This is a genomic window from Cognatishimia sp. MH4019 (assembly GCF_020177595.1).
In the GTDB taxonomy this organism is placed as follows: domain Bacteria; phylum Pseudomonadota; class Alphaproteobacteria; order Rhodobacterales; family Rhodobacteraceae; genus JAHTBL01.
The window spans coordinates 335,190-362,036 of record NZ_JAHTBL010000004.1 but is presented as its reverse complement, the minus strand read 5'-3'; the positions used below and the strand labels follow the sequence as shown (position 1 = coordinate 362,036).

General features: G+C 60.2%; 23 protein-coding genes, 1 tRNA gene and 1 riboswitch. Of the genes, 18 read left to right on the top strand and 6 right to left on the bottom strand.

Features of this window, described 5'->3' with window-relative positions; translation table 11 throughout:
* Positions 1–198: hypothetical protein (locus KUW67_RS09970; protein ID WP_224825134.1), on the bottom strand; the 198-nt coding region annotated here is incomplete at its 3' end.
* 231 nt (positions 199–429) lie between these two features.
* Here KUW67_RS09970 and KUW67_RS09965 point away from each other — a divergent pair.
* The 5 genes from KUW67_RS09965 (at position 430) to tenA (ending at position 6,331) form a co-directional block, all read left to right on the top strand.
* A complete protein-coding gene (locus KUW67_RS09965) occupies positions 430–3,219 on the top strand; it encodes a bifunctional aconitate hydratase 2/2-methylisocitrate dehydratase (protein WP_224825133.1) in 2,790 nt (929 codons plus the stop codon).
* Between the two features lie 97 nt (positions 3,220–3,316).
* A riboswitch (TPP riboswitch) is annotated at positions 3,317–3,413 on the top strand.
* Positions 3,414–3,463: 50 nt separating this feature from the next.
* Complete coding sequence (thiM, locus tag KUW67_RS09960; RefSeq protein WP_224825132.1) at positions 3,464–4,252, top strand: hydroxyethylthiazole kinase; 789 nt, start codon at positions 3,464–3,466, stop codon at positions 4,250–4,252.
* Entirely contained in the window at positions 4,249–4,863 is a 615-nt protein-coding gene (gene thiE / locus KUW67_RS09955) for a thiamine phosphate synthase (protein ID WP_224825131.1), read from the top strand. The genes thiM and thiE overlap by 4 nt, the downstream gene beginning before the upstream one ends.
* Entirely contained in the window at positions 4,860–5,666 is an 807-nt protein-coding gene (gene thiD / locus KUW67_RS09950; RefSeq protein ID WP_224825130.1) for a bifunctional hydroxymethylpyrimidine kinase/phosphomethylpyrimidine kinase, read from the top strand. Before thiE ends, thiD begins: the two co-directional genes overlap by 4 nt.
* Positions 5,663–6,331, top strand: a complete 669-nt coding sequence (gene tenA, locus KUW67_RS09945) for a thiaminase II (RefSeq protein ID WP_224825129.1) — start codon at positions 5,663–5,665, stop codon at positions 6,329–6,331. The genes thiD and tenA overlap by 4 nt, the downstream gene beginning before the upstream one ends.
* A 270-nt stretch (positions 6,332–6,601) precedes the next feature.
* On the opposite strand, the gene KUW67_RS09940 is transcribed toward tenA, so the two are convergent.
* Positions 6,602–6,688, bottom strand: a tRNA-Leu gene (locus tag KUW67_RS09940).
* A 120-nt stretch (positions 6,689–6,808) separates the two neighbouring features.
* On the opposite strand from KUW67_RS09940, the gene KUW67_RS09935 reads away from it, so the two are divergent.
* Entirely contained in the window at positions 6,809–7,795 is a 987-nt protein-coding gene (locus KUW67_RS09935) for a complex I NDUFA9 subunit family protein (RefSeq protein WP_224825128.1), read from the top strand.
* Here the strand turns inward: KUW67_RS09935 and KUW67_RS09930 are convergent.
* A complete protein-coding gene (locus tag KUW67_RS09930; RefSeq protein WP_224825157.1) occupies positions 7,792–8,595 on the bottom strand; it encodes an undecaprenyl-diphosphate phosphatase in 804 nt (267 codons plus the stop codon). The genes KUW67_RS09935 and KUW67_RS09930 overlap by 4 nt on opposite strands.
* A gap of 221 nt (positions 8,596–8,816) precedes the next feature.
* Here KUW67_RS09930 and KUW67_RS09925 point away from each other — a divergent pair, with 221 nt between their 5' ends.
* From KUW67_RS09925 to KUW67_RS09895, 7 genes are all read left to right on the top strand, one after another.
* The gene (locus KUW67_RS09925; protein ID WP_224825127.1) at positions 8,817–10,250 is read left to right on the top strand and encodes an NAD(P)-dependent oxidoreductase; all 1,434 of its coding nucleotides are present in this window, start codon (positions 8,817–8,819) and stop codon (positions 10,248–10,250) included.
* A gap of 146 nt (positions 10,251–10,396) precedes the next feature.
* The gene (gene gltB / locus KUW67_RS09920; protein ID WP_224825126.1) at positions 10,397–14,935 is read left to right on the top strand and encodes a glutamate synthase large subunit; all 4,539 of its coding nucleotides are present in this window, start codon (positions 10,397–10,399) and stop codon (positions 14,933–14,935) included.
* A gap of 46 nt (positions 14,936–14,981) precedes the next feature.
* Positions 14,982–15,722 carry a monofunctional biosynthetic peptidoglycan transglycosylase gene (gene mtgA, locus KUW67_RS09915; RefSeq protein WP_224825125.1) on the top strand — a complete coding sequence of 247 codons (741 nt, stop codon included), beginning with the start codon at positions 14,982–14,984 and terminating at the stop codon, positions 15,720–15,722.
* A 54-nt stretch (positions 15,723–15,776) separates the two neighbouring features.
* A complete protein-coding gene (locus tag KUW67_RS09910) occupies positions 15,777–16,442 on the top strand; it encodes a glutathione S-transferase family protein (RefSeq protein WP_224825124.1) in 666 nt (221 codons plus the stop codon).
* A complete protein-coding gene (gene queG, locus KUW67_RS09905; protein WP_224825123.1) occupies positions 16,439–17,470 on the top strand; it encodes a tRNA epoxyqueuosine(34) reductase QueG in 1,032 nt (343 codons plus the stop codon). Before KUW67_RS09910 ends, queG begins: the two co-directional genes overlap by 4 nt.
* 66 nt (positions 17,471–17,536) lie before the next feature.
* Positions 17,537–17,719: a hypothetical protein gene (locus KUW67_RS09900; RefSeq protein WP_224825122.1), complete on the top strand. Its 183-nt coding sequence runs from the start codon at positions 17,537–17,539 to the stop codon at positions 17,717–17,719.
* A 61-nt stretch (positions 17,720–17,780) separates the two neighbouring features.
* Positions 17,781–18,680, top strand: a complete 900-nt coding sequence (locus KUW67_RS09895; protein WP_224825121.1) for a DMT family transporter — start codon at positions 17,781–17,783, stop codon at positions 18,678–18,680.
* Positions 18,681–18,686: 6 nt separating this feature from the next.
* Here the strand turns inward: KUW67_RS09895 and KUW67_RS09890 are convergent, their stop codons facing one another.
* Both KUW67_RS09890 and KUW67_RS09885 read right to left on the bottom strand, forming a co-directional pair.
* Complete coding sequence (locus KUW67_RS09890) at positions 18,687–20,369, bottom strand: Hint domain-containing protein (protein ID WP_224825120.1); 1,683 nt, start codon at positions 20,367–20,369, stop codon at positions 18,687–18,689.
* Positions 20,370–20,572: 203 nt separating this feature from the next.
* Positions 20,573–21,442: a branched-chain amino acid aminotransferase gene (locus KUW67_RS09885; protein WP_224825119.1), complete on the bottom strand. Its 870-nt coding sequence runs from the start codon at positions 21,440–21,442 to the stop codon at positions 20,573–20,575.
* Positions 21,443–21,619: 177 nt separating this feature from the next.
* Here KUW67_RS09885 and KUW67_RS09880 point away from each other — a divergent pair, with 177 nt between their 5' ends.
* The 5 genes from KUW67_RS09880 (at position 21,620) to dxs (ending at position 25,939) form a co-directional block, all read left to right on the top strand.
* Positions 21,620–22,126, top strand: coding sequence for a MarR family winged helix-turn-helix transcriptional regulator (locus tag KUW67_RS09880; RefSeq protein WP_224825118.1), 507 nt, complete (start codon positions 21,620–21,622; stop codon positions 22,124–22,126).
* Positions 22,123–22,824, top strand: coding sequence for a response regulator (locus KUW67_RS09875; protein ID WP_224825117.1), 702 nt, complete (start codon positions 22,123–22,125; stop codon positions 22,822–22,824). Before KUW67_RS09880 ends, KUW67_RS09875 begins: the two co-directional genes overlap by 4 nt.
* A 52-nt stretch (positions 22,825–22,876) precedes the next feature.
* On the top strand, positions 22,877–23,119 hold the full coding sequence (locus tag KUW67_RS09870) for an exodeoxyribonuclease VII small subunit (protein ID WP_224825116.1): 243 nt from the start codon (positions 22,877–22,879) through the stop codon (positions 23,117–23,119).
* A gap of 63 nt (positions 23,120–23,182) precedes the next feature.
* Positions 23,183–23,986 (top strand): farnesyl diphosphate synthase, encoded by an 804-nt coding sequence (locus tag KUW67_RS09865; RefSeq protein ID WP_224825156.1) that lies wholly within the window; start codon positions 23,183–23,185, stop codon positions 23,984–23,986.
* Between the two features lie 24 nt (positions 23,987–24,010).
* The gene (dxs, locus tag KUW67_RS09860) at positions 24,011–25,939 is read left to right on the top strand and encodes a 1-deoxy-D-xylulose-5-phosphate synthase (RefSeq protein WP_224825115.1); all 1,929 of its coding nucleotides are present in this window, start codon (positions 24,011–24,013) and stop codon (positions 25,937–25,939) included.
* On the opposite strand, the gene KUW67_RS09855 is transcribed toward dxs, so the two are convergent.
* A complete protein-coding gene (locus KUW67_RS09855) occupies positions 25,936–26,790 on the bottom strand; it encodes an SDR family oxidoreductase (RefSeq protein WP_224825155.1) in 855 nt (284 codons plus the stop codon). The two genes, dxs and KUW67_RS09855, sit on opposite strands and share 4 nt — an antisense overlap.
* Positions 26,791–26,847 lie beyond the last annotated feature (57 nt).

Sequence of the window (26,847 nt, the reverse complement as noted above, 5' to 3'; positions counted from 1 at the left end):
AATTCGTAAAACAGCGCCGCTTGTGCCTCCTGCTTTGGTCCCATCATCGCCAAATCCCCCAATCAATAAAGGAATTGAATCAGCGATTACCACTTCGATCAAGCAAGAGTTTTTCAACACAATCAGCTCAAACCCGCCATTTTCCGCACTGCAGAGAGCGTGACTCAGGATTTCACCCCTATCTGCATTTGACCGCATCAAACGCCTGCTGTGACCCGCGGAACGCTGGTTTCCTTCAATTGGACATGGGTCCTGATCTGAGCGGTCCCCCTGGGTGGGGCGACATGCCACGGCTTTCACCTATGGCAATTTCTTGCATCGAAAAACGATCTGGTATACCGCGGCATACAATATGCAAGCCGGTGCCAGCGTTCCTGCGAAGACACGCGTCGGCCCGCAGTGTTTTTGGACGAATCCCACGAGGCCGACATGAGTGTTTACACCGCATACCTAGAAGAGATCGAAACCCGCAAAGAGCAGGGGTTGAACCCCAAACCCATCGACGATGGCGCTTTGGTCAAAGAACTGATTGCCCAGATCACATCGCCTGCAAGCGAAGAGCGCACCAAGGCGCTGAACTTCTTTATTTATAACACCTTGCCCGGCACCACGAGTGCCGCTGGCGAAAAGGCTGTCTTTCTTAAAGACATCATCACCGGCGCTGTCACGGTCGATGAAATCACGCCTGCCTTCGCGTTCGAGCTTTTGTCGCATATGAAAGGCGGCCCGTCGGTCCGCGTGCTGCTGGATCTCGCCCTGGGCGAGGATGCCGCGATCGCTGCCGACGCCGCCGAGGTGCTGAAAACCCAGGTTTTCCTTTATGAGGCCGACACCGACCGCCTCAAAGCCGCCCATGAGGCAGGCAACGCCGTCGCGACAGATATCCTGAAAAGCTATGCCGAGGCGGAGTTCTTTACCAAGCTGCCAGAGCTGGATCAGGACGTGCAAGTTGTCACCTATATCGCCGCCGAGGGCGATATCTCGACCGATTTGCTGTCGCCGGGCAATCAGGCGCATTCACGCTCGGACCGCGAATTGCACGGCAAATGCCTGATCTCTGAACGCGCCCAACAGGAAATCGAAGCGCTGAAATTGCAGCACCCCGACAAGCGCGTGATGCTGATCGCTGAAAAAGGCACCATGGGCGTGGGATCGTCGCGGATGTCGGGCGTGAACAACGTGGCACTGTGGACCGGCAAGCAGGCCAGCCCTTACGTGCCCTTCGTCAACATCGCCCCTGTCGTGGCAGGCACCAACGGCATCTCGCCGATCTTCCTGACCACCGTCGGTGTCACCGGCGGCATCGGAGTTGATCTGAAAAATTGGGTCAAGAAGCTGGATGAGGACGGCAAACCGATCCTCAACAATGACGGCAACCCGGTGCTTGAGCAGACCTATTCGGTTGAAACCGGCACTGTGCTGACGCTGAACACCCGCGACAAGAAGCTTTACGACGAAAACGGCAAGGAACTGGTCGATGTCTCGTCCTCGTTCACGCCCCAGAAGATGGAGTTCATGAAGGCCGGCGGCTCCTACGCCATTGTCTTCGGCAAGAAGCTGCAAACCTTCGCGTCTGAAACGCTGGGCGTGCCGCTTAAACCCGTCTTTGCGCCCTCCAAGGAAATCTCCCACGAGGGTCAGGGCCTCACGGCGGTCGAGAAGATCTTCAACCGCAACGCGGTCGGCACCACGCCGGGCAAGACCCTGCACGCCGGTTCGGATGTACGCGTCACCGTCAACGTGGTCGGATCGCAGGACACGACGGGCCTGATGACCAGCCAGGAACTGGAAGCGATGGCCGCCACGGTCATCTCCCCCAAGGTGGATGCGGCCTATCAGTCGGGCTGTCACACCGCATCGGTTTGGGATTTCAAGGCAGAGGCGAACATCCCCCGCCTGATGAAGTTCATGAACAACTTTGGCCTGATTACCGCGCGCGATCCGCAAGGCAGCTATCACGCGATGACCGACGTGATCCACAAGGTGCTCAACGACATCACGGTCGATGACTGGGACATCATCATCGGCGGCGACAGCCACACGCGGATGTCCAAGGGCGTGGCCTTTGGTGCCGACTCCGGCACGGTCGCGCTGGCGCTGGCCACGGGCGAGGCCACAATGCCGATCCCGGAATCGGTGAAAGTGACCTTCACGGGCACCATGGCCGATCACATGGATTTCCGCGACGTGGTGCATGCCACGCAGGCGCAGATGCTCAAGCAGTTCGGCGACAACGTCTTTCAGGGCCGCGTGATCGAGGTGCATATCGGCACGCTGCTGGCCGATCAGGCCTTTACCTTCACCGACTGGACGGCGGAAATGAAGGCGAAAGCCTCGGTCTGTATCTCGGAAGATCAGACGTTGATTTCCTCGCTGGAGATCGCCAAGGATCGCATCCAGATCATGATCGACAAGGGCATGGATAACGCAAATGGCGTGCTGCAGGGGCTGATCGACAAGGCCGACAAGCGCATTGCCGAGATCAACTCGGGCGAAAAACCCGCGCTGAAACCCGACGCAGACGCCAAGTATTTCGCCGAAGTCGTCGTCGATCTGGACGCCATCGTCGAGCCGATGATCGCGGACCCGGATGTGAACAACGCCGATGTCTCGAAACGCTATACCCACGACACGATCCGCCCGATTTCCTACTACGCGGCGGAAAAGAAGGTTGATCTGGGCTTTGTCGGCTCCTGCATGGTCCATAAGGGCGACATCAAGATCGTGGCGCAGATGCTGCGCAATCTTGAGGCTGCCAAAGGCAAGGTGGAGTTCAAAGCCCCCCTCGTCGTGGCCGCCCCCACCTACAACATCATTGATGAGTTGAAGGCGGAAGGTGATTGGGACGTGCTCCAGAAATATTCGGGCTTCGAGTTCGATGACGTGGCGCCCAAGAACACCGCCCGGACCGAGTATGAGAATATCCTCTACCTCGAACGGCCCGGCTGTAACCTGTGCATGGGCAATCAGGAAAAAGCCGCCAAGGGCGACACGGTTCTGGCCACCTCGACGCGTCTGTTCAAAGGCCGCGTGGTCGAGGACGCAGACGGCAAGAAGGGTGAGTCGCTTCTGGCCTCGACCCCGGTCGTTGTTCTGTCGGCCATTCTGGGCCGGACACCGACGCTATCGGAATATACCGCAGCGGTGGACGGCATCGACCTGACGAAGTTCGCGCCGCCCCTGCAGGTGCCCAGCACCACGCAATCAGCGCATTTCTAAGGCGCTTTCAGCCTCACAATCAGCCGCGTCAGCCCAACCGGGTTGGCGCGGCTTTTTCATGTCCTGATTGACAATCGCTCTGCGCCGGATAGTTTCACCCTCACAACAGGGGCATCCGGCATCGGCCGGGTTGAGACGCACCCTTCGAACCTGAACCGGCTCATACCGGCGGAGGAAGTTGTAAAAGACGCCAGCCTTGCGCCTGTCTTTGACCAGCTCCCGACCGCTGCAAGGAAGGGATGCCATGAACCACCCGTCACAGGCTTTGAACGCCATGCGCAGCGCCGCACCTTTGGTGCAGAACATCACCAATTACGTGGCGATGAACGTCATGGCCAATGTCATGCTGGCCGCCGGGGCCTCCCCCGCGATGGCACATGCGCGGGGTGAAGCGGCAGAATTTGCAGGCTTCGCCTCTGCGCTGTCGATCAACATCGGCACGCTGGATGCCGAATGGATCGACTGCATGGTGCTGGCGGCAAAGGCCGCATCAGCCAAAGGCACGCCTTGGGTGCTGGACCCGGTTGCCGTGGGGGCCACCGGCCTGCGGCAAGAGGCTGGTGCGCAGTTGCTGGCGCTTAACCCCACGATCATTCGCGGCAACGCCTCTGAAATCATGGCGCTGGCGGGCCTCGCGGCCCAAGGGCGCGGCGCGGATGCCGCCGACCCCGTCAGCGCCGCCGAGGAGGCCGCGCGCGATCTGGCGACCCGGTCCGGCGCGGTCGTCGCTGTCACCGGCGAGGTCGATTTCGTCACCGATGGCACGCAGGCGCAGCGCATCGCCAATGGCCACGCCATGATGCCGCTCGTCACCGCGTTGGGATGCTCGCTCACCGGGATCGTCGCAGCCTTTACCGCCGCAGCCCCCGCCTATGATGCAACCGTCGCCGCCCTTGCCTATTACGGCGCGGCGGGTGAGGTCGCAGCCCAAACCGCCCAAGGCCCCGGCAGCTTTCAGGTGGCCTTCCTCGACGCGCTGCACGCCATAACAGGCGATCAGCTGGACGCCATGGCGCGGATCACCCCCGCATGATTCCGCCGCTCTGTTTCATCACCGATGCCGACGCCCCCCTGCCCATCCCCGAGCAAGCCGAACGCGCTGCGCGGGGCGGTGCGAAATGGGTCCAACTGCGCCACAAGACGCTGGACGATGCCGCGTTTGCCGATCTCGCCCGCGCCCTGTGCACCCGCCTTGATCCGTTGGGCGCTCAGCTGATCCTGAATGACCGGGTGGAGGTCGCCCGCGCCCTTGGCAGCTTTGGTTTGCATGTGGGCCAATCCGACGGCGACCCCGCCGCGATCCGCACCCGCATTGGCCCCGACGCCGTTCTGGGCCTGTCGATAGAGGAAGAGGCGCATCTAACCTGCCTGCCCGCCCATGCGGTCACCTATCTGGGCGTCGGTCCCGTGCGTGCGACCGCCTCCAAAAGCGATCACGCCCAGCCGTTGGGCTTTGACGGGCTGGCGCAAATCGCCGCCGCGAGCCCCCTGCCTTGCATGGCCATCGGGGGTCTCACTGCCGCCGATATCCCTGCAATCCGCCGCGCCGGATGTGTCAGCGTCGCGGTCGTCTCTGCCATCTCTCGCGCCGACGATCCCCAAGCCGCTGCGCAATCCTTCACAGATGAATGGAGCACCCCATGATCCCCAACATCCTTTCCATCGCAGGCTCCGACCCTTCTGGCGGGGCAGGCATCCAGGCCGATATCAAGGCGATCAGCGCGAATGGCGGCTACGCCATGGCCGCCATCACCGGCCTCACCGCGCAGAACACAACCGGCGTGCAAGACGTTGCGATGGTCGCGCCCGACATGATCGCCCAGCAAATCGCGTCCATCCGCAGCGATATCGACATTCACGCGGTCAAGATCGGCATGCTGGGCGACACCGCAACGATTGAAACCGTTGCCCGCGCGCTCGAGGGCCTCACCGCGCCCATTGTCCTTGATCCTGTCATGGTTGCGAAGGGAGGCGACCGGCTGCTCGCGGCAGAGGCCGTCGAGGCCTTGCGCACGCATCTGCTGCCGCGCGCGACGCTACTTACACCGAACCTGCCCGAAGCCGCTGATCTGCTAGGTGTGACCGAGGCGACGACGCTGGCCCAGATGCACAAGCAGGCTCAGCAGCTCCTCGCGCTGAACGGCAAAGCTGTGTTTTTGAAAGGCGGGCACCTGAAAGATGCCGACGCCATTGACCTGCTCGTCACAGCAGAAAGTACGACCGAACTTCCTGCCAAGCGCACCAAAACGCGCAATACCCATGGCACCGGCTGCACGCTGTCATCCGCGTTGGCGACGCAGATCGGCCACGGTCACCCACTGCCAGACGCCGCCGCCCGCGCCAAGGCCTATATCACCGCCGCCATTGCTGCCGCTGACACATTGAGTGTCGGCCATGGCCACGGTCCCGTGCACCATTTCCACGCCCTCACAAAGGCCACTACATGACCTTCACCGACACGCTCTGGGCGCAGACCGCTGATCTGCAAGATACGATCCGCACAATGCCCTTCAACACCGAACTGGCCGCAGGCACCCTGCCCGCGGACATTTTTCGCGCCTATATCATTCAGGACGCTCACTATCTTGAAGGTTTCGCCCGCAGCCTGGCACTTGCTGCTGCCCGCGCGCCTGATCCCGAAACGATTGCCCGCCTTGCCGGCTCGGCTAACGGCGCGATTGCTGTCGAAAAGCAGCTGCACGAAGAATATATGACGCTCTATGGTGTCACTGAGGCTGATTTCATCGCCACGCCCCCGTCTCGCGCTTGCGATCACTATACGAGTTTCCTGATCCGGTCAGCGGCGGTGGACCCATTCCGGGTGAGCATCGTGGCGCTGCTGCCATGTTTCTGGATTTACCAACGCGTCGGCGCGTTGATCCACAAGACTGCCGCCCCCGACCACCCTTACCGCGCCTGGATCGACACTTATGCAAGCGAGGCGTTCGAGGAGGCTGTGCAAGGCATGCGCGACCTTGCCGACCGTCTGGCCGAAAGTGCGGATGACGCCACAAGACGCGCGATGATGAAAGCGTTTGAGAGATCCAGTTGGCACGAATGGATGTTCTGGCAAAGCGCCTACGACCGGGAGGGGTGGGTCGCTGCGAAGTGAACCCGTCTGACGCGGGTCCTGCGCCGGATGCAGCATGGATTAATGACATGTGAAGTGCTGGAAGTTTGTGGTTGGGCCATAATCACCTGCCCAAAAGTGAGGAGCGTTGTGATGTCGTGCGACAAGAAATTGGCAGAGGTCCACGATAGGCCAGCTTGCGTAATTATCCTGCCAAGATTGCGCATAACTGCTCGCCCAACCGCATTGGACAGGACGCTTTGCGAACTTGAAGTCCCTTCAAGACATCGGGAATCATGTGTTTTTGGGATTTGGTGCCCAGGAGAGGACTCGAACCTCCACGTCCATACGGACACTAGCACCTGAAGCTAGCGCGTCTACCAATTCCGCCACCTGGGCAGGTGTCGTGAGACGGGCATTTAGCCCTCAGAAAATGGGGTGTCAACGGGATTCGATAGTCGGTTGTCGCGGGCGCGCTATCTGACTAGGAACAGGCAACGGATTAGATCGGAGAGACCGATGTCGAAACTGGTGACAATCTATGGCGGGTCCGGCTTTGTGGGCCGCTATATCACGCAACGTATGGCTAAAGCAGGCTGGCGCGTGCGGGTCGCGGTGCGCCGCCCGAATGAAGCGATGTTCGTGAAGCCTTACGGCGCGGTCGGGCAGGTCGAGCCGGTTTTTTGCAACATCCGCGACGATGCGTCCGTACAAGCGGTGATGCAGGGCGCGGATGCGGTGGTCAATTGCGTGGGCATCCTGAACGCGGTCGGCAACAACAAGTTCGATGCCGTGCAGCACCAGGGGGCCGAACGGATCGCCCGGATTGCGGCGGCTGAAGGGATCACGACGATGGTCCAGATCTCGGCCATTGGGGCGGATGCGGAGAGCGACAGCGATTATGCGCAGACCAAAGCACTGGGCGAGCAGGGCGTTTTGCAGCATCAGCCGGATGCGGTGATCCTGCGCCCGTCGATTGTGTTCGGGCCGGAAGATCAGTTCTTCAATCGGTTCGCGAGCATGTCGCGGATGGGGCCGATCTTGCCTGTGGTTGGGGCGCATACCAAGTTTCAGCCGGTCTATGTGGACGATGTGGCCAAGGCCGCCGAGATGGGCGTTCTTGGGCAAGCCAAGCCCGGCATTTACGAGCTGGGCGGGCCGGATGTGAACACGTTTAAAGAGCTGATGCAGCAGATGCTGGGCGTCATTCACCGCCGTAAGCTGATCCTCAACACGCCGTGGTTCATGGCGCGACTGATGGGCTGGGGCTTTGATATGCTTCAGAAAATCTCGCTCGGGCTGTTCACAAACGGGATGATCACGCGCGATCAGGTGAAGAACCTGCGCCGGGACAATGTTGTGTCGGACGGGGTGATGAGCTTTGCCGATCTGGGGATCAAACCCACCGCGTTGGAGGCTGTTCTGCCGGAATATCTGTGGCGGTTCCGTCCGTCCGGGCAGTATGACGCGATCAAGGACAGCGCGAAAAACCTGCGCACGGATTAGGTGTAGGCGATCGCCAGCAGGATAAGGCCAAGGATCACGCGGTAGATTACATAGGGCGTGAAACTGACGGATTTGAGCAGGCGCATCATCAAGGTTAACGCCAGCAAGGCTGCGATAAAGGCGAAGGTCGCGGCGATGCCTGCGTCGCGCCAGATCAGGGTGTCTCCACCAAGGACGACATCCGCGCCAAGCAGGGCGCCAGAGGCGAAGATCGTCGGGATCGACATCAGCATGGCAAGCTTGGCGGCGTCTTCGCGTGCGTAACCCAGAAGGCGCGCGCCGGATATCGTGATGCCGGACCGCGAAGTGCCGGGGATCAGTGCAACGGCCTGCCACAGACCCATGATCAGCGCATCTTTCAGCGACCAACGGGCGGTTGTTTTCATTACCTCGCCGCGCTGGTCCGTCCAGTAGAGGACGACGCCGAAGATCAGCATCATCCAGCCGATTACGGCGGTGGAGCGTAGCATTTCGGACAGGCCCGTCAGGTGGAAGGCAAGGCCTGCGAGGGTGACAGGGATCGTGGCGACAAGCAGGCAAAGCGCCAGAAACGCGCCTTGGGTGTCGACCTTGCCCTGGATCAGGCGAAGGGTGCCTGCGAGGGCGGTCTTTACGTCGCTCCAGAAATAGAGGACGACGGCGAAGAGCGTGCCAATATGCACTGCAACATCAATGGTTTGGCCTTGATCGGCAATGCCGGTGAGTTTTGGCAGCAGGATCAGATGGCCGGAGGAGGAGACCGGAAGAAACTCGGTAACCCCTTGGATGACAGCAACGAGAAAGAGGTGAAACAGCGTCATCGAGGCGGCCCATGATTCGTTGAGTGGCACCCTAACTCTTTGAGACTCAGGGGCTAGCATCTTAATATGGAAACCATACTTACCTAATTATTGTAACACCACGCTATATTTCCGTGGATTGGGCTAAGATTTTTCTAAATAGGTCAAATATTATGACTTTTCTTTCCGAACCGGACCTATTAGAGGAAGGGTTCGAAAATCTCGTCACGGGAGGAATGGCTATGGCCGGTCAAAAAATGCTCAAGTTCACGCAGGTGGAGCGGGACATGCCCGAAAAGCGTGCGCCGAACCTACGCAATCAGGACTTCGATGAGATTTATGCAGAGTACGCCGAGGCCAAGGCGGAAGAGCAGTCCAGCCGCTGTTCGCAATGTGGTGTACCCTATTGCCAGACGCACTGCCCGCTGCACAACAACATCCCCGACTGGCTGCGCCTGACGGCGGAGGGGCGCTTGCAGGAGGCTTATGAGGTCTCGCAGGCGACGAACACCTTCCCCGAGATTTGTGGCCGCATCTGCCCGCAGGACCGTCTATGCGAAGGCAATTGTGTGATTGAACAATCGGGCCATGGCACTGTGACGATTGGGTCGGTCGAGAAATACATCACAGACACCGCGTGGGAAAAAGGCTGGGTCAAGCCGATCCAGCCGCACGCAGAGCGCACCGAAAGCGTTGGCATTATCGGCGCGGGTCCCGGTGGTTTGGCGGCGGCGGATGTGCTGCGTCGCCAAGGCGTGCAGGTCACCATCTATGATCGCTATGACCGCGCGGGCGGTTTGCTGACCTACGGTATTCCCGGCTTCAAGCTGGAAAAGGACGTCGTGATGCGGCGCAACGATCAGCTTGAGCAAGGCGGGGTCGAGTTTGTGCTGAATTGCAACGTGGGTGAGGATATCTCATTCGAGGACATCCGCGAAAAGCATGATGCGGTGTTGATTGCCACGGGCGTCTATAAAACAAGGGATTTGCAGGCACCTGGATCGGGGGCGGAGGGGATTGTCCGCGCGATTGACTATCTGACCGCCAGCAACCGCAAGAGTTTTGGCGACGATGTGGCCGAGTTCGACAATGGGGACCTGAATGCCGAAGGCAAACGGGTGGTCGTGATCGGTGGTGGAGACACTGCGATGGACTGTGTGCGCACGGCTGTGCGGCAAGGCGCGACCTCGGTGAAATGCCTCTATCGCCGGGACCGGGACAACATGCCCGGCTCTCAGCGTGAGGTGCAGAATGCCGAGGAAGAGGGTGTCGAGTTTGTCTGGCTCAGCGCGCCCAAGGGCTTTGCCGGCGATGCCGTGGAAGGTGTGATGGTCCAGCAGATGCGTCTGGGTGCGCCTGATGCGACAGGCCGCCGGATGCCGGAGGTGATCGAAGGCTCCGACTATGTGGAGGAGGCTGATCTGGTCATCAAAGCGTTGGGCTTTGAGCCGGAAGACCTACCGACATTGTGGGGCGTGCCGGAGCTGGAGGTGACCCGTTGGGGCACTGTGAAGGCGGACTTCACCACGGGGGCCACCGGCCTGCCTGGCGTCTATGCCGTGGGCGATATTGTGCGCGGGGCGAGCCTTGTGGTTTGGGCCATCAAAGACGGGCGCGACGCGGCCGAGGCGATGCTGGAATACCTGAACGGGGCTGCGGCAGTCGCCGCTGAATAGCGCCGGACAGAGCGTCTGGTTCCTGTCTGGTATGCGTATGGCTGGTGTATGGCACGCGTATGGACAGGGTCCGGCTTTAGAGAATTCAACAGGGCAACAATCCTGACGTACCGGACCAAGGGCCGGGTAAATGGAAGGTAAATGACATGACCAAGTTTGATGCTGATTGGGTTGCGGCTGAGGAAGCCAAGCGCAAGTGGATGGCCGAGAATGGCATGTATGCGGAAGAGGAAGAGCATTCCTCGTGCGGCGTCGGTCTGGTCGTGTCGATTGACGGCAAACCCTCGCGCAAGGTTGTCGCTGCGGGGATCACCGCGCTGAAAGCGATCTGGCACCGCGGTGCTGTGGATGCGGACGGCAAGACCGGTGACGGCGCCGGTATCCATGTGCAAATCCCGGTGGAATTTTTCTACGACCAGATCCGCCGTACGGGGCACGAGCCGCATATGGACCAGATGATCGCTGTGGGTCAGGTGTTCCTGCCGCGTTCGGATTTCGGGGCGCAGGAAACCTGCCGGACGATTGTCGAATCCGAAGTGCTGCGGATGGGCTATTACATCTATGGCTGGCGGCATGTGCCGGTTTCCGTCGAGTGTCTGGGCGAGAAGGCCAATGCGACACGGCCCGAGATCGAGCAGATCCTTATCAGCAACTCCAAGGGCGTTGATGAAGAAACGTTTGAGCGCGAGCTGTACGTGATCCGTCGCCGGATCGAGAAGGCCGCTTTGGCGCAGCAGGTGCCTGCGCTTTACATCTGTTCGCTGTCCTGCCGGTCGATCATCTACAAAGGCATGATGCTGGCCGAGCAGGTCGCGGAGTTTTATCCCGACCTTGAGGATGAGCGGTTCGAGAGTGCGTTTGCGCTTTATCACCAGCGTTATTCGACCAACACCTTCCCGCAATGGTGGCTGGCGCAGCCGTTCCGGATGTTGGCCCATAACGGCGAGATCAACACGTTGAAGGGCAACCTGAACTGGATGAAAAGCCACGAGATCCGCATGGCCTCGGGTGCGTTCGGGGACATGGCGGAAGACATCAAGCCGATTGTGGCGGCGGGGTCATCGGACTCGGCAGCGTTGGACGCGGTGTTTGAGGTCTTGGTACGGGCTGGGCGCTCGGCCCCGATGGCGAAAACCATGCTGGTGCCGGAAAGCTGGTCGAAGCAGGCGGTGGAGCTGCCCCAGGCGTGGCGCGACATGTATTCCTACTGTAATTCGGTGATGGAGCCGTGGGACGGCCCTGCTGCCTTGGCGATGACCGATGGCCGTTGGGTGTGCGCCGGTCTGGACCGGAACGGCCTGCGCCCGATGCGTTATGTCGTGACGGGTGACGGCCTGCTGATTGCAGGATCGGAAGCGGGCATGGTGCCGGTGGACGAAGGGTCGGTTGTGGAAAAAGGCGCTTTGGGTCCGGGTCAATTGCTGGCCGTGGACATGAAAGAGGGCGTCCTGTTCCACGATACCGAGATCAAGGACAAGCTGGCCGCCGCTCAGCCCTTTGGCGAGTGGGTCGGCAAGATCAACGAGCTGGACGGAAAGCTGGCTAGCGTCACCGAGACGGCGGAATATACCGGGGCGGAGCTGCGCAAGCGGCAGATCGCAGCTGGCTATACCATTGAAGAGCTTGAGCAAATTCTGGCCCCCATGGCCGAGGACGGGAAAGAGGCGCTGGCGTCGATGGGCGATGATACGCCTTCGGCTGTCTTGTCCGAGAAGTATCGCCCGCTGAGCCATTTCTTCCGTCAGAATTTCTCTCAGGTGACGAACCCGCCGATTGACAGCTTGCGCGAGTATCGCGTGATGAGCCTGAAAACGCGGTTCGGGAACCTCAAGAACGTGTTGGACGAGGACAGCTCTCAGACGGAGATTCTGGTGCTGGATTCGCCGTTTGTCGGCAACGCGCAATTCGCGCAGTTGCGTAAGGATTTCAATGCGCCTTGTGTGGATATCGACTGCACATTCCCGGCCAATTCAGACCCAAGTGCGATGCGTCTTGAACTGCACCGGATCCGCGCGGAAGCGGAGGATGCCGTTGCGTCGGGTGCGGGCCATATCGTGCTGACCGATCAGGGCCAGGGCGAGGATCGCGTGGCGATGCCGATGATCCTTGCCACGTCTGCGGTGCATAGCTGGCTGACGCGCAAAGGGTTGCGGACGTTCTGTTCGATCAACGTGCGGTCGGCTGAATGTATTGATCCGCATTATTTTGCCGTGCTGATCGGCTGCGGGGCCACTGTCGTGAATGCCTATCTGGCGGAAGATTCGCTGGCGGATCGGATTGAGCGTGGCTTGATTGACTGCTCGCTGACGGAAGCCGTGCAGCGCTATCGCAATGCGATTGACCAAGGTCTGTTGAAGATCATGGCGAAGATGGGGATCAGCGTGATCTCCAGCTATCGCGGGGGTCTGAACTTTGAGGCTGTGGGTCTGAGCCGTGCGATGGTGGCGGAGTATTTCCCCGGTATGACCAGCCGTATCTCCGGGATCGGTACGACCGGCATTCAACGCAAGATCGAAGAAGTGCACCGCGCCGGTTGGCGGGGTGGCAATGACGTGCTGCCGATTGGCGGATTCTACAAGGCGCGCCGGTCTGGCGAAAAGCATGCGTGGGAAGCGCAGTCGATGCATATGTTGCAGACGGCGTGCAATAAGGCGTCTTATGAGATGTGGACGCAGTATTCCGCGAGGATGCGGAGCAATCCGCCGATCCATCTGCGCGATCTGCTGGACATCAAGCCGATTGGCAAAGCGATCCCGATTGAAGAGGTGGAAAGCATCACCTCTATTCGGAAGCGTTTCGTGACGCCGGGGATGTCGCTGGGGGCGCTCAGCCCCGAGGCGCATAAGACGCTGAACGTGGCGATGAACCGGATTGGGGCCAAGTCCGACTCGGGTGAGGGTGGTGAAGACCCGGCGCATTTCGTTCCGGAGCCGAATGGCGACAACCCGTCTGCGAAGATCAAGCAGGTGGCGTCGGGCCGTTTTGGTGTGACCGCCGAATACCTGAACCACTGCGAAGAGCTTGAGATCAAGGTCGCGCAGGGTGCCAAGCCCGGTGAGGGGGGCCAGTTGCCCGGCATGAAGGTCACCGACCTGATCGCGCGGTTGCGGCATTCGACCAAGGGCGTGACGCTGATCTCGCCCCCGCCGCACCACGATATCTACTCGATCGAGGATCTGGCCCAGCTGATCTACGACCTCAAGCAGATCAACCCGCGCTGTAAGGTCACGGTGAAGCTGGTGGCGTCTTCCGGTGTCGGCACGATTGCCGCCGGTGTGGCCAAGGCCAAGGCCGATGTGATCCTGATCTCGGGTCACAATGGGGGCACGGGTGCGTCCCCTGCGACGTCGATCAAATATGCGGGTCTTCCATGGGAGATGGGTCTGACCGAAGCGCATCAGGTGCTTGCGATGAACAACCTGCGCGAGCGGGTGACCTTGCGCACCGATGGGGGTTTGCGCACCGGTCGTGACATTGTCATGGCCGCGATGATGGGGGCCGAGGAATACGGCATCGGCACCGCCGCGTTGATCGCGATGGGCTGCATCATGGTGCGCCAATGCCAGTCGAACACCTGCCCCGTGGGCGTGTGTACCCAAGACGAAGCGCTGCGCGAGAAGTTCACCGGCAATGCCGACAAGGTCGTGAACCTGATTACGTTCTACGCTCAGGAAGTGCGGGAGATTCTGGCGCAGATCGGGGCGCGGTCGATGGATGATGTCATCGGGCGGGCGGACTTGCTGAGCCAGGTCAGCCGTGGATCGGCGCATCTGGATGATCTGGACCTGAACCCACTTCTGATCACGGTCGATGGCGCGAAAGACATCGTTTACGACCGCGAGAAGGATCGCAACGCGGTGCCGGATACGCTGGACGCGCAGATCGTCAATGACGCGGCGCGCTTCCTGAACGATGGCGAGAAGATGCAGCTGCAATACGCGGTGCAGAACACGTTGCGCACCATCGGGACGCGCACGTCGAGCCACATCGTCAAGAACTTCGGCATGCGTAACGCGCTGCAGGAGGATCATCTGACGGTGAAGCTGACCGGCTCTGCCGGGCAGTCTTTGGGGGCGTTCGCGGCACCGGGTCTGAAGCTGGAAGTATCGGGCGACGCCAATGACTACGTGGGCAAGGGCCTGTCAGGCGGCACGGTTGTCGTGCGCCCGCCGATGGCAAGCCCGCTTGTGGCGTCGGACAACACGATCATCGGCAATACGGTGCTTTACGGGGCGACCGACGGGTATCTGTTCGCCGCTGGTCGCGCGGGGGAACGGTTTGCCGTTCGGAACTCGGGCGCGAAGGTCGTGATCGAGGGCTGCGGCTCCAACGGATGTGAATACATGACCGGCGGTGTCGCGGTGATCCTTGGCACGATTGGTGCGAATTTTGGGGCCGGGATGACCGGTGGCATGGCCTACCTCTATGATCCGGAGGGGCTTGCACCTGACATGATGAACATGGAAACGCTGGTGACCTGTCCGGTCACGGTGCCCCATTGGGAGCGTCAGCTGAAAGGCCTGATCGAGCGGCATTATGCGGAGACCTATAGCGCCAAGGCGGCCGAGATTTTGCAGCATTGGGACACCGAGAAAGCGCATTTCATGCAGGTGTGTCCGACCGAAATGCTGATCCATATCCCGGCACCTTTGGGGATCGAGGACACGGCTGTTCCGGCGGAATAGAGCCTGTTTTTCTTGACCTTTCGCCACGCCCCGTGACACTTGGGGCGTGGCAAAACGAGCAACCAAGAAAACGGCGTCGAAAAAGACGACCAAGGCCAGGACCAAACCGAAACGCAGCCTGAGAGCGCGTGTGCGGCGGTGGGTTTGGCGTGGCGTTTTCGCTGTGCTCGCCTTGGTTGCGATCTGCCTTTTTGCCTACAAGTTTATCAATCCGCCCGGCGGCCTCTACATGCTGTCAGAGGCGCGGCGGTTGGGGGATATCGACCGGCAATGGGCCTCTATGGAGGAAATCGCTCCGGTCATGGCGCGGTCGGTCGTGGCGGCGGAGGACGCGAATTTCTGCCTGCATTGGGGGCTGGATGTGAACGCCATTCGCGATGCGATGGAGGATGGCGGGGCGCGGGGTGGCTCGACCATTTCGCAGCAGGTCGTAAAGAATGTCTATCTGTGGCATGGGCGATCCTGGTTGCGCAAATCGCTGGAGGCGTTGCTGACCCCCGCAGTTGAGGCCGTGTGGACCAAGCGCCGGATTATCGAGGTTTATCTGAATGTTGCAGAGTTTGACGAGGGCGTCTTTGGAGTTGATGCGGCGGCGTATCACTATTTCAAAACGCGCCCGTCCGAGCTGACAGCGACACAAGCTGCACGGTTGGCAGCGATTTTGCCGAACCCCAAGGGACGCTCGGCCTCGAACCCGTCGAGTTTTGTGCGCCAGCGCGCCGCGTCGATTGTGGACGGGGCGGCGACCATCAAGGCGGATGGCCGCGCAAATTGTTTCGAGAGTTGAATTAACCCGCGCTTCGCGGCATTGAGTTTGAAACCATAAAAAGCAGTGATTGCCATGAACCGTCTGTTCCATGTCCCGTTGTCTCCGTTCTGCCGGAAGGTCCGTTTGAGCCTTGCCGAAAAGAAGATCGAGGTAGAGCTGGTCGAGGAGCGGTATTGGGAAGAAGATCCGGATTTCCTGCGCCGTAATCCGGCCGGCAAAGTGCCGGTTCTGAAGATGAACGGGCGGACATTGGCGGAAAGTGGGCCGATCTGCGAGCTGATCGAAGAGTTGAACCCCGACCCGCCCTTGCTGCCGCGTAAGCCAGAGGCACGCTATGAAGTACGGCGGCTGGTGGCGTGGTTTGACGACAAGTTTCATCACGAGGTGACGTCGAACCTGCTTTATGAGCGGGTCAACAAGAAGGTCATGGGCAAGGGCTACCCGGACAGCAAGAACGTCAAAGCCGGGGCCAAGGCGATCAAATATCATCTGGATTACATGGCGTGGTTGCTGGATCAGCGGCGCTGGCTGGCGGGCGATACGATGTCTTTGGCGGACTTTGCGGCGGCGGCGCATTTGTCGGCTTTGGACTATATCAGCGACGTGGATTGGAACCGTTCGGCCACGGTGAAGGACTGGTATGCGAAGATCAAATCGCGCCCTGCGTTCCGGTCGATTTTGGCCGATCAGGTGCCAGGTTTCCCGCCGCCCGCGCATTACGCGGATCTGGATTTTTGAGTGCGGAACTCAAAGCGCGATTAACCACATTTGCCCAAGAGGCCGGGTTTGCCGAGGTCGGCGTTTGCCGGCCTGATGCGGTGCCTGAAATTGCGGATCGTCTGGCGACGTTCGTGGCCGAAGGGCGACATGGCCAGATGGGCTGGATGGGCGAACGGATGGGGTGGCGCGGTGCGCCGGATCAGCTTTGGCCGGAAGCAAAATCGGTGATCATGCTGGCGGAGCCCTACACGCCGAAACACGACCCTTTGGCGGTGTTAGAGACGAAAACCAAGGCTGCGATCAGTGTCTATGCGCAGAACCGCGACTATCATGATGTGGTTAAAAAGCGGCTCAAGAAGGTCGGGCGCTGGCTGCTGGAGCAGGCCGAGGGCGAGATCAAGGTCTTTGTCGACACGGCCCCGGTGATGGAGAAACCTTTGGCCGCTGCGGCGGGTCTGGGGTGGCAAGGCAAGCACACGAATTTGCTGGGCCGGGACCTGGGAAACTGGTTCTTTCTGGGGGCGATCTTTACCACGATTGAGCTGCCTGTGGACGAGGCCGGGGTCGAGAATTGCGGGACCTGCACGGCCTGTCTGGATATCTGCCCGACAGACGCGTTCCCGGCCCCGTTCCAACTGGATGCGCGACGGTGCATTTCGTATCTGACGATCGAGCATAAAGGGCCAGTGGATGAGGAGCTGCGGGCGCTTATGGGCAACCGGATTTATGGGTGCGATGATTGTCTGGCGGTCTGCCCCTGGAACAAGTTTGCAGCTGATGCGCGCGAGGTGAAATACGCGGCGCGGGAGGATCTGAAAGCGCCGAATCTGGCCGAGTTGGCCATGCTGGATGACGCGAGGTTTCGCGCGATGTTCAGCGGCTCTCCGATCAAGCGGATCGGGCGGGACCGGTTTGTGCGCAATGTGCTTTATGCGATCGGAAATTCGGGTGCGCCGGAATTACGGCAAAGTGCTCAGGCGCTTACCGAGGACGCGGACGAGACCGTGCGCGACGCCGCGCGCTGGGCGGCGCAGCGATTGGCGTAACCCCGCCCATCTTTTGGAGCACACGCAGAAGATGTGCTATCCTGCGTTCACTGGGAGGAGACCACCATGACCAGACATCTGATTGACCATCCCAAGACCCGTGGCGAGACGGCGCGGCTCAAGCACTTCCTGCGAGTCGAGAAGGCCGACAAGCCCCAAGGGACAACGAAAACGCTGCAACGGCGCATGCGGTCCGGACAAAGCCAAGCACGGCTTCGGGCGTTCCTGCGGATTGCGCGGCAGGCCTGACGGCTCGCCATAGGCGCGCAAACCGGATAAGCGGGAAGGGCTGATCTGACAGGCCCCCCGAATGAACCCCACACGCGGTATTCTTCTTATGATCTCGGCCATCACGCTTTTTGTGATGATGTCGAGTTGTATCAAAGCGGCTGAGAACGTGCCTGCGGGGCAGGCTGTTTTCTTTCGCTCGATCTGCGCAATGCCGATCATTCTGATCTGGCTCTGGCGGCAGCACGATCTGCGGGACGGGTTGAAAACCAGCAACTGGAAAGGCCATGCGGGCCGTGCCTTGGCGGGGACGATGGCCATGGGGCTGGGCTTTGCGGGGCTGAAGTTTCTGCCCTTGCCCGAGGTTACGGCGCTGCGCTTTGCAACGCCTATCCTGCTGGTGATCTTTGCCGCGTTGCTGCTGGGCGAGCGGTTTCGCCTGATCCGGTTGAGCGCCGTGATCGTGGGCTTGATTGGCGTGCTGATTATTATGTGGCCGCGGCTGAGCTTTGAGGGCGGCACCGGGGAGGCGCTGGGCGTCTCGCTGGTGCTGGGATCGGCGCTGCTGGCGGCGCTTTCACAAGTGTTCATCAAGAAAATGGCGGGGGTCGAAAAAACCTCGGCCATTGTGTTCTGGTTCTCGGTGACGGCGACGGTTCTGTCGCTTCTGACGCTGCCTTTCGGGTGGATCTGGCCAGACCCGCGCGAATGGGCGTTGCTGATTGCGGCGGGCCTGTTGGGCGGGTTCGGGCAATTGTTGCTGACGTCGTCTTACCGGTTCGCAGATGCCAGCGTGCTGGCGCCGTTCACCTATGTGTCGATGCTCTGGGCGCTGCTGATTGGCTATTTTGTTTTCGCCGAAGTGCCGACCGTGCCGATGCTGCTGGGCGCGGCGCTGATTATCGCGGCAGGGGTCGCGATTGTTCTGCGGGAGCGGCAGTTGAAACAACCGCGCCCGCCGCGCATGGGTGAAAATCTGTAAGACCTTCTAAGCCGCCTTGGCTTGCGTCCAGACCTGACCTTCATAGGCGCGCAGAACGGTGCGGGCCGTCGGACCGAAGGCTGCGGGCATGGCGCGCAGTTCGGGGAAAAGGTCGAAGACTTCGGACCGGTTCTCATCGCTGAACGCCGCGAGCGCGTGACCGCCGGGAAACAGGCTTTCGGTGGGCGTGTCATCGGCCAGCACGATCTCATGCTCGTCAAAGAGCAGGTGCATATAGGTCACCGACGACGCACCATGGTCAATCAGAACCGAGCTGTGATTGAGGAGGGATTTGGCAGGGGCCAATGCCTCTTCCATGCCGAAAAGAAGTTGGGTTTGCGTGTCGCCCAGCAACATCCGGTGCTGCGGAGAGACGCGCATATCGCGGGCCGGACTGCCGGGGCCAAATGCGTCTTTGCGGATCAACACAGGGCGCAAATGCGGATTGTATTCATGAAGATCAACCGTCTTCGAGCCGATCCAGCGCACAGGCTTTGGCCCGCCATCGCGGGTCAGGATCAGATCGCCGACCGACAGTGTTTCGATCGCGCGTGGCCCGTAGGGCGTGTCGATCAGCGTGCCGGGGGTAAAACACGGCGCCTGGGTGTCATAAGTGACGAATGCACTGTCGGTGTTGCCGTCCGGATCAGAGACCGTGTAGCTGAAGCTGGACGTGCCTTCGGTGCCGCCGGAGGTGTTGACGATATCAATCGTGCCATCGGCCAGAAGCGTGACCGTGTCGCCATTATTCAACGTGATCGGCGAGCCGACTGTCGCGGCTTGGCCGTTGATCTGGGTGATGGTCAGGGACTGACCGTCCGGCTCGGTGTCATTGGCCAGCACATCAACGTTGCGCGGGTTGGTGCCCCAGGTCTGAAAACCGCTGTCATCGGTGGCAATTGGATCCGGGTCCATGCCTGCCGTCGTTGTGTTCGAGGCAATCACCAGTGCGGAATCGTAGGCGGAATCACCTTTGTCGGCGATGCCGATCTTGAGGGTTTGCGCCACACCCGGCGTGACCGGAATATCGAGCGAGAGGGTTACGGTGAAACCGTCCATCTCGGTATCGAACGCGCCATTTGTGTTGTCGATATAGAGGTTCGGGTTCGAGCTGTCGAAAGTCCCGTTGCCGGGGTTCGGGTCATTGTTCTGGTTGCCGAATTGCGGATTGCTGGCGGCAGCGTTGTTGATTGAGTTCACCGAAATATCGCCGTTGCCAACGCTGATCGGCACCTGCACGCCGTCGATCATGATCAAGGCGACATCGTTGAAGTTGGAATAGACGTATTCGTTGTATTCCTCGGAATAGAAGCGAAATTCGATGTTGAGGGAGGTCTGGCCCGGCAGGGGCGTGAAGTTCACTTCAAGGAAGGCCGCGTCGAATGTCGCGCCGCCAGCGGCTGCGTTGAAATCCGCATCGCCATTGATACCGGACGTGTTCGAGCCGGTTCCGCCGCCCTGATTATTCGCGCCCGTCGCGTTGCCGAAGTCGCTGACATCGCCCGTGGACAGGATCACGCCGCTATCGGAGGGCAGCACGTTGGGATTGGTCGTGTTGCCATTGTCATAGGTGGCCGACGAGTCGTTATCGCCGGAGTAAGTTGCCGAATTGATCGTGAATCCGGTGCCGAAAATCTCGGCCGCCATGGCGAGTGCATTGGCGGAGGTATTTGCATTTAAAGCGGTCATAGGAAGCCCCTTCCCAGTCATAGTTAACGGGGCCTTTGTCGCGACTCAGTCTGGCGGGGGTTGGACCGCGGCGGGGTATCTTCGCGTCGGAAATGTGGCGAAGGTTTGCTTTAAACTGTTTGTTTCTGGTTGGGGGATAGTGGGGGAATACGAAAGGCCAGCCTGTGGGAGGGCTGGCCTTTCGTCTTGTTTTTAAGGTGCTTTTAGCTGCGCACCAGCGTCTCGTAGCTTTGGGCCACATCGCGGGTCAGGCTTCCGACCTCGAAGTTGTAGTCACCGATGGTGCCCACGGGCGTGACTTCGGCGGCGGTGCCGGTGAGCCAGCATTGCTCGAACCCTTCAAGTTCACTCGGTTCGATGTGGCGCTCGTGGACCTTGATCTGGCGATCTTGCAGCATGCCGATCACGGTCTGGCGGGTGATGCCGTTGAGGAAGCAATCGGGCTTGGGCGTGTGCACTTCGCCGTCTTTGACAAAGAAGATATTGGCGCCTGTCGCTTCGGCCACGTAGCCGCGATAGTCGAACATCATGGCGTCTGAGCAACCCTTGGCCTCGGCTGCGTGCTTGGACATGGTGCAGATCATATAGAGGCCAGCTGCCTTGGCGTGGCAGGGGATCGTTTCAGGGCTTGGGCGCTTCCATTTGGAGATGTCGAGCTTGGCGCCCTTCATCTTTGCGTCGCCGTAATAGGCCCCCCATTCCCACGCGGCGATCGCCATGCGGACGGGGTTCTTGGCAGAGGCAACGCCCATGTCTTCGCCAGCGCCACGCCATGCAACGGCGCGCACGTAAGCGTCGGACAGGCCGGAGGTTTTCAGGACCTGATCCTTGGCGGCTTCGATCTCATCGACGGTATAGGGGATCTCGAAGTCGATATACTCGGCGGATTTCTTGAGGCGTTCGGAGTGCTTCACGCTCTCGAAGATCTTGCCGTTATAGGCCCGCTCGCCTTCAAATACGGAGGAGGCATAGTGCATCGCGTGGGTCAGAATATGGACGTTGGCATCACGCCAATTCACCATTTCCCCATCCATCCAGATCATTCCGTCGCGGTCGTCATATGCACCGGCCATCGCCTTGGTCCTTCCAGTTTTGCCCTTCGGCTTTTCGATTATTTCACGAACTACGTCCACATCGGACATAATGTTGCGTAAAAACTGCAAATCGCTACCAATTGATTCTTGGAATGTCAACAAGGCTGACTTAAAACGGAGGCAGCTTGAGGAAAAAGAAGGCAAAGTGAGACCGCGATGGCAGATCAAAGCGCACCGCCAAGCAGTGAAAGCCTTCTGTTTCTGACAGACGAGCAGCTGCGCAAAGGGATCGAGGCGATGTTTTTCGCCTATCGCGGCTTTACGGCTGATCCGGACCGTATTCTGGAAGAGCGTGGCTATGGGCGCGCGCATCACCGGGCGGTGCATTTCATTCATCGGTCGCCCGGCACGACGGTGAACAACCTTCTGTCGATCCTCGGGGTGACCAAACAGTCCCTTAATCGGGTGTTGCGGACCTTGATCGAGGACGGTTTGGTTGAAAGCAAGGTCGGCACAAAGGACAAAAGAGAGCGTCATCTGACATTGACCGACAAAGGCCGCGAACTGGAACGCGCGCTCAGCGATGCGCAGCGTAACCGGATGCGAGACGCCTATCGCAAGGCGGGGCCGGAGGCTGTACAAGGGTTCAGACAGGTGCTTGTAGCCATGATGGATGGCGACATGCGGCGCCACTATCTTGCGCTGAAGGATGCAGGCCAATGATCGAAATTGATGCACATCTGTTGATCGTCGACGATGACGAACGCATCCGTGGGCTGCTTCAGAAGTTCTTGATGCGGAACGGGTTCATGGTGTCGGCGGCGCGCGACGCGGCCCATGCACGGCGGCTTTTGGAAGGGCTAGAGTTCGACATGATCGTGCTGGATGTGATGATGCCGGGCGAGGATGGGGTGAGTTTGACGAGGGCGATCCGCGAAGAGCGTGCGACGCCCATTCTGCTTTTGACCGCCAAGGGCGAGACCGAAGACCGGATTGTCGGGCTTGAAGCGGGGGCGGATGATTATCTGGCCAAGCCGTTTGAGCCCAAGGAATTGCTGTTACGGATCAATGCGATCCTGCGCCGCGTGCCTGCGTCGGAAGATGCAGTGACGACGCCGAAAGTGCTGCATCTTGGGCCGGTGCGCTATGACACCGAGCGCGGCGAGATGTGGGAAGGCGAAAGCCTTGTGCGGCTGACTGCGACTGAGGCGCAGTTGATGCGGATCTTCTCAAGTTGTCCCGGTGAGCCGGTGAGCCGGACGCGCTTGGTCGAGGATCTGGGCCGCGATGGCGGGCAGGCGCAGGAGCGGGCTGTGGATGTGCAGATCACGCGACTGCGGCGCAAGATCGAGGCAGACCCGAAGCAACCACGTTACCTGCAAACGGTGCGCGGATCGGGTTATATGCTGGCCCCGGATTGAACCCGATGACGGGCGGCGTTATGGTCCCGGAGTTGGATTTCAGGAGCGCCCGATGAGTGACACCCCCGTAGCAGACATGAGTTTCGAGCAGGCCATGGCCGAGCTGGAAAAGGTGGTGGGTCAGCTGGAAAGCGGTGATGTGCCGTTGGAGCAGTCGATCACTTTGTATGAGCGCGGTGCAGAGCTGAAAAAGCACTGCGAGGCGAAGCTGAAATCGGCTGAGGAAAAGGTGGCTGCGATCACGTTGGGTGAGGGCGGTCAGCCGACTGGGACGACGCCTGTCGAAGGGCTGTAGCCTTTGTTCAAGACAGTATTGGATGACGCGGCACGGGCCACGCAAGGGGCTTTGGACGCTGCGATGGCCGGGTATGGCGATCTGCCGGTTGTCGAAGGCATGCGCTATGCCTGCAATGGCGGGAAGCGGCTGCGGGCGTTTCTGGTGATGGAAAGCGCGCGGCTGCATGACGTACCGGATGCGGTGTCGGTGCAGGCTGCCGCGGCCATCGAGGCGCTGCACGCCTATTCGTTGGTGCATGACGATTTGCCCTGCATGGACGACGACGACTTGCGGCGCGGGCAGCCGACGGTTCATGTGAAATGGGATGATGCGACGGCGGTTCTGGTGGGCGATGCGTTGCAGACCATGGCGTTTGATCTGCTGGCGGGGATGGAGGCGGAGGCAGACGTGCGGATTTCCTTGGTTTCGTCTTTGGCCAAGGCGAGCGGGGCGCAAGGCATGGTGCTGGGACAAGCGCAGGATATTGCGGCTGAGACGGCGCAGGTGCCTTTGACGCTGGATCAGATCATGGAGTTGCAGCGCAACAAGACCGGTGCGCTGATCCGCTGGTCGGCAGAGGCAGGCGCTGTGATGGGCCGCGCTGATATCGCGCCGCTGCGCGCTTATGCGCAGGCGCTGGGCCTTGCTTTTCAGATTGCGGACGACATTTTGGATGTTGAGGGCGATGCCCAAACCGCAGGCAAACGGCTGCAAAAAGATGCGGAGGCCGGGAAGGCCACATTCGTATCCTTGCTGGGTCTGGATGCCGCGAAAGCGCGGGCGCAGGATTTGGTTAAGGAAGCAGATGCGGCGTTATCGCCTTATGGTGGGCGGGCGGAAAACTTGCGAGAGGCGGCCCGGTTCGTTATCTCGCGCGACAAGTAAGTGTCAGGATCAAAGGCCAGCGACATGTCAGACAGACCGAACACTCCGTTGCTGGATACCGTCCAAAGCCCCGCTGATCTGAAAGGCATGTCTGATGCGCAGCTGCGTCAGGTCGCTGATGAATTGCGGGCCGAGACGATTTCCGCCGTCTCCGAGACGGGCGGTCATCTGGGCGCAGGGCTTGGTGTTGTCGAGATGACGGTGGCGATTCACGCGGTGTTCGACACGCCCAAGGATCGCCTGATTTGGGATGTGAGCCATCAGTGTTATCCGCATAAGATTTTGACCGGACGGCGCGACCGTATTCGCACGTTGCGGATGAAGGACGGGTTGAGCGGGTTCACCAAACGTTCGGAAAGCCCCTATGACCCGTTTGGTGCCGCGCATTCGAGCACCTCGATCTCTGCCGCTTTGGGCTTCGCCGTCGCGCGGGATCTGGGCGGCGCGCCGGAGCATGGGCTGGGCGACGCAATTGCGGTGATCGGCGATGGTGCCATGAGCGCCGGCATGGCGTTTGAGGCGATGAACAACGCAGGTCATTTGGACAAGCGGTTGATCGTGATTCTGAACGATAACGAGATGAGCATCGCACCACCCGTGGGGGCGATGTCGTCATATCTGTCGCGGCTTTATGCCGGGGCGCCGTTTCAGGAGTTCAAGGCCGCGGCCAAGGGCGCAATCAGCCTGTTGCCGCCGCCGTTTCAGGAAGGCGCGCAGCGGGCCAAGGATTTGCTGAAAGGCATGACTATTGGCGGCACGCTGTTTGAAGAGCTTGGCTTTTCCTATGTCGGGCCGATTGACGGGCACGATATGGACCAGCTGCTGGCCGTGTTGCGGACTGTGAAAGCGCGGGCGGACAAGCCGATTTTGATCCATGCCATTACGACCAAGGGCAAGGGCTATGCGCCTGCCGAAGGGGCCGACGACAAGGGCCACGGGGTGTCCAAGTTCGATGTTGTGACGGGCGCGCAGAAGAAAGCGCCGTCGAACGCGCCCAGCTATACGAAAGTGTTTGCCGAGGCTTTGTTGAAGGAAGCCGAAAAGGATTCGCGAATTTGTGCGGTGACGGCTGCGATGCCGGATGGCACGGGGCTCAAGCAATTTGCCGAACGCTATGCCTCGCGCACGTTTGATGTGGGTATTGCCGAGCAACATGGCGTGACCTTTTGCGCGGGTCTTGCGGCAGGCGGGATGAAGCCGTTCTGCGCGATGTATTCGACGTTTTTGCAGCGTGGCTACGATCAGGTTGTGCATGATGTGGCTTTGCAGCGCCTACCGGTTCGGTTCGCGATTGATCGCGCGGGGCTGGTCGGCGCTGATGGCGCGACCCATGCAGGCGCGTTTGATGTGGCCTATCTGGCGAACTTGCCGGGGTTTGTCGTGATGGCGGCGGCGGACGAGGCGGAGCTGGTGCGTATGGTTGCGACAGCGGCAGCGTATGACGACGGGCCAAGCGCGTTCCGGTTTCCGCGCGGCGAAGGTGTCGGGGTTGATATCCCCGAAGATGCCGAGCCTTTGGAGATCGGCAAAGGGCGCATGATCGCCGAAGGGAAGCGCGTCGCGATCCTGTCTTTCGGGACAAGATTGCAGGAAGTGCAAAAAGCGGCGGAGAACCTTGCAGCGAAAGGCATCACGCCGACGATTGCGGACGCACGTTTTGCCAAGCCTCTGGATCGGGATTTGATCCTGAAACTGGCCGCCGAGCATGAAGCGTTGATCACCATCGAGGAAGGCGCGGTGGGGGGCTTTGGCAGCCATGTCGCGCAACTTTTGTCAGACGAAGGTGTCTTCGATCACGGGCTGAAATTCCGCTCCATGGTGCTGCCGGATATCTTTATCGACCAGGCCAGCCCGCGCGATATGTACGAGGTCGCCGCGCTGAACTCAGAGCATATCGAAGCGAAGGTTCTGGACGTTCTGGGCGTGGCGTCGCTGGAGAGTAAGCGCGCTTAGCCTTCGGCTTTCAGCAACGCCTGTAACCCGGTGCGATAGTCGGGGTAGATCAGCTTTACGCCCAATTCGTCCTTGATGCGTTTGTTCGAGACCTTCTTGGATTCGGCGTAGAAACTGCGGGCCATGGGGCTGAGGTCGGCGTCTTCGAAATCTACAGCTTCTGGCACCGGCATCTCAAGCAATTCGGCAGCATAGGCGATGACATCTTGCGGAGGCGCGGGGTCATCGTCGCAGACGTTATAGGCCGCGCCGGGGTTTGGGTGATTGATCGAGGCGTGAAGGATCTGGGCGATATCCTCAACATGGGTGCGGCTGAAGACCTGGCCCTTCTTGATGATCCGCCGCGCCGTGCCGTTTCGGACCTTGCTGAACGGGCCGCGACCGGGGCCATAAATGCCGGCGAGGCGGAAGATGTGCAGCGGCAGATCGGGGATCGCCTGCCACTGTGCTTCGGCCTCGACACGAAGCTGGCCGCGTTTGGTGGCGGGCGTCAGTGGTGCAGTTTCGTCAACCCAGCCGCCGTTATGATCGCCATAAACGCCGGTGGTGGAGAGGTATCCCGCCCACTCTAAATCGGGGGCTTTCGCCGCGATTTCGTCTCTAAGTTGGCCCAAAACGGGGTCGCCACTATCATCCGGTCCGGCGGAGATCAGCAGATGCGTTGCGCGCGCAAGTGCGTCGGTCACATCTGTGCCGGGCCAGATCAAAGGCTCGACCCCTTCGCTGCGCAACACCTCGGCTTTGTCAGCGGATCGGGTCGTGCCGATCACTGTCCAACCCAAAGGCAACAACCGACGGGTGAGCGCGCGGGCGGAATAGCCGTGACCGAAAGAGAGAAGCGTCTTGTTCATGCGCCAAGTGATGCCGATTGACGCCAAGGCGCGCAAGCAATTCGCTTGAAGGGACGC

What these genes read in the sequence shown, in the direction of transcription:
- gltB (WP_224825126.1), top strand. Translation starts at nt 10,397, where the DNA reads ATGACCAAGTTTGATGCTGATTGGGTTGCGGCTGAGGAAGCCAAGCGC.
- KUW67_RS09935 (WP_224825128.1), top strand. Translation starts at nt 6,809, where the DNA reads ATGTCGAAACTGGTGACAATCTATGGCGGGTCCGGCTTTGTGGGCCGC.
- KUW67_RS09880 (WP_224825118.1), top strand. Translation starts at nt 21,620, where the DNA reads ATGGCAGATCAAAGCGCACCGCCAAGCAGTGAAAGCCTTCTGTTTCTG.
- KUW67_RS09930 (WP_224825157.1), bottom strand. Translation starts at nt 8,595, where the DNA reads ATGACGCTGTTTCACCTCTTTCTCGTTGCTGTCATCCAAGGGGTTACC.
- KUW67_RS09865 (WP_224825156.1), top strand. Translation starts at nt 23,183, where the DNA reads ATGGCCGGGTATGGCGATCTGCCGGTTGTCGAAGGCATGCGCTATGCC.
- tenA (WP_224825129.1), top strand. Translation starts at nt 5,663, where the DNA reads ATGACCTTCACCGACACGCTCTGGGCGCAGACCGCTGATCTGCAAGAT.
- KUW67_RS09900 (WP_224825122.1), top strand. Translation starts at nt 17,537, where the DNA reads ATGACCAGACATCTGATTGACCATCCCAAGACCCGTGGCGAGACGGCG.
- thiM (WP_224825132.1), top strand. Translation starts at nt 3,464, where the DNA reads ATGAACCACCCGTCACAGGCTTTGAACGCCATGCGCAGCGCCGCACCT.
- KUW67_RS09855 (WP_224825155.1), bottom strand. Translation starts at nt 26,790, where the DNA reads ATGAACAAGACGCTTCTCTCTTTCGGTCACGGCTATTCCGCCCGCGCG.
- KUW67_RS09885 (WP_224825119.1), bottom strand. Translation starts at nt 21,442, where the DNA reads ATGGCCGGTGCATATGACGACCGCGACGGAATGATCTGGATGGATGGG.
- KUW67_RS09870 (WP_224825116.1), top strand. Translation starts at nt 22,877, where the DNA reads ATGAGTGACACCCCCGTAGCAGACATGAGTTTCGAGCAGGCCATGGCC.
- thiE (WP_224825131.1), top strand. Translation starts at nt 4,249, where the DNA reads ATGATTCCGCCGCTCTGTTTCATCACCGATGCCGACGCCCCCCTGCCC.
- KUW67_RS09925 (WP_224825127.1), top strand. Translation starts at nt 8,817, where the DNA reads ATGGCCGGTCAAAAAATGCTCAAGTTCACGCAGGTGGAGCGGGACATG.
- KUW67_RS09875 (WP_224825117.1), top strand. Translation starts at nt 22,123, where the DNA reads ATGATCGAAATTGATGCACATCTGTTGATCGTCGACGATGACGAACGC.
- KUW67_RS09965 (WP_224825133.1), top strand. Translation starts at nt 430, where the DNA reads ATGAGTGTTTACACCGCATACCTAGAAGAGATCGAAACCCGCAAAGAG.
- thiD (WP_224825130.1), top strand. Translation starts at nt 4,860, where the DNA reads ATGATCCCCAACATCCTTTCCATCGCAGGCTCCGACCCTTCTGGCGGG.
- KUW67_RS09910 (WP_224825124.1), top strand. Translation starts at nt 15,777, where the DNA reads ATGAACCGTCTGTTCCATGTCCCGTTGTCTCCGTTCTGCCGGAAGGTC.
- KUW67_RS09890 (WP_224825120.1), bottom strand. Translation starts at nt 20,369, where the DNA reads ATGACCGCTTTAAATGCAAATACCTCCGCCAATGCACTCGCCATGGCG.
- dxs (WP_224825115.1), top strand. Translation starts at nt 24,011, where the DNA reads ATGTCAGACAGACCGAACACTCCGTTGCTGGATACCGTCCAAAGCCCC.
- KUW67_RS09895 (WP_224825121.1), top strand. Translation starts at nt 17,781, where the DNA reads ATGAACCCCACACGCGGTATTCTTCTTATGATCTCGGCCATCACGCTT.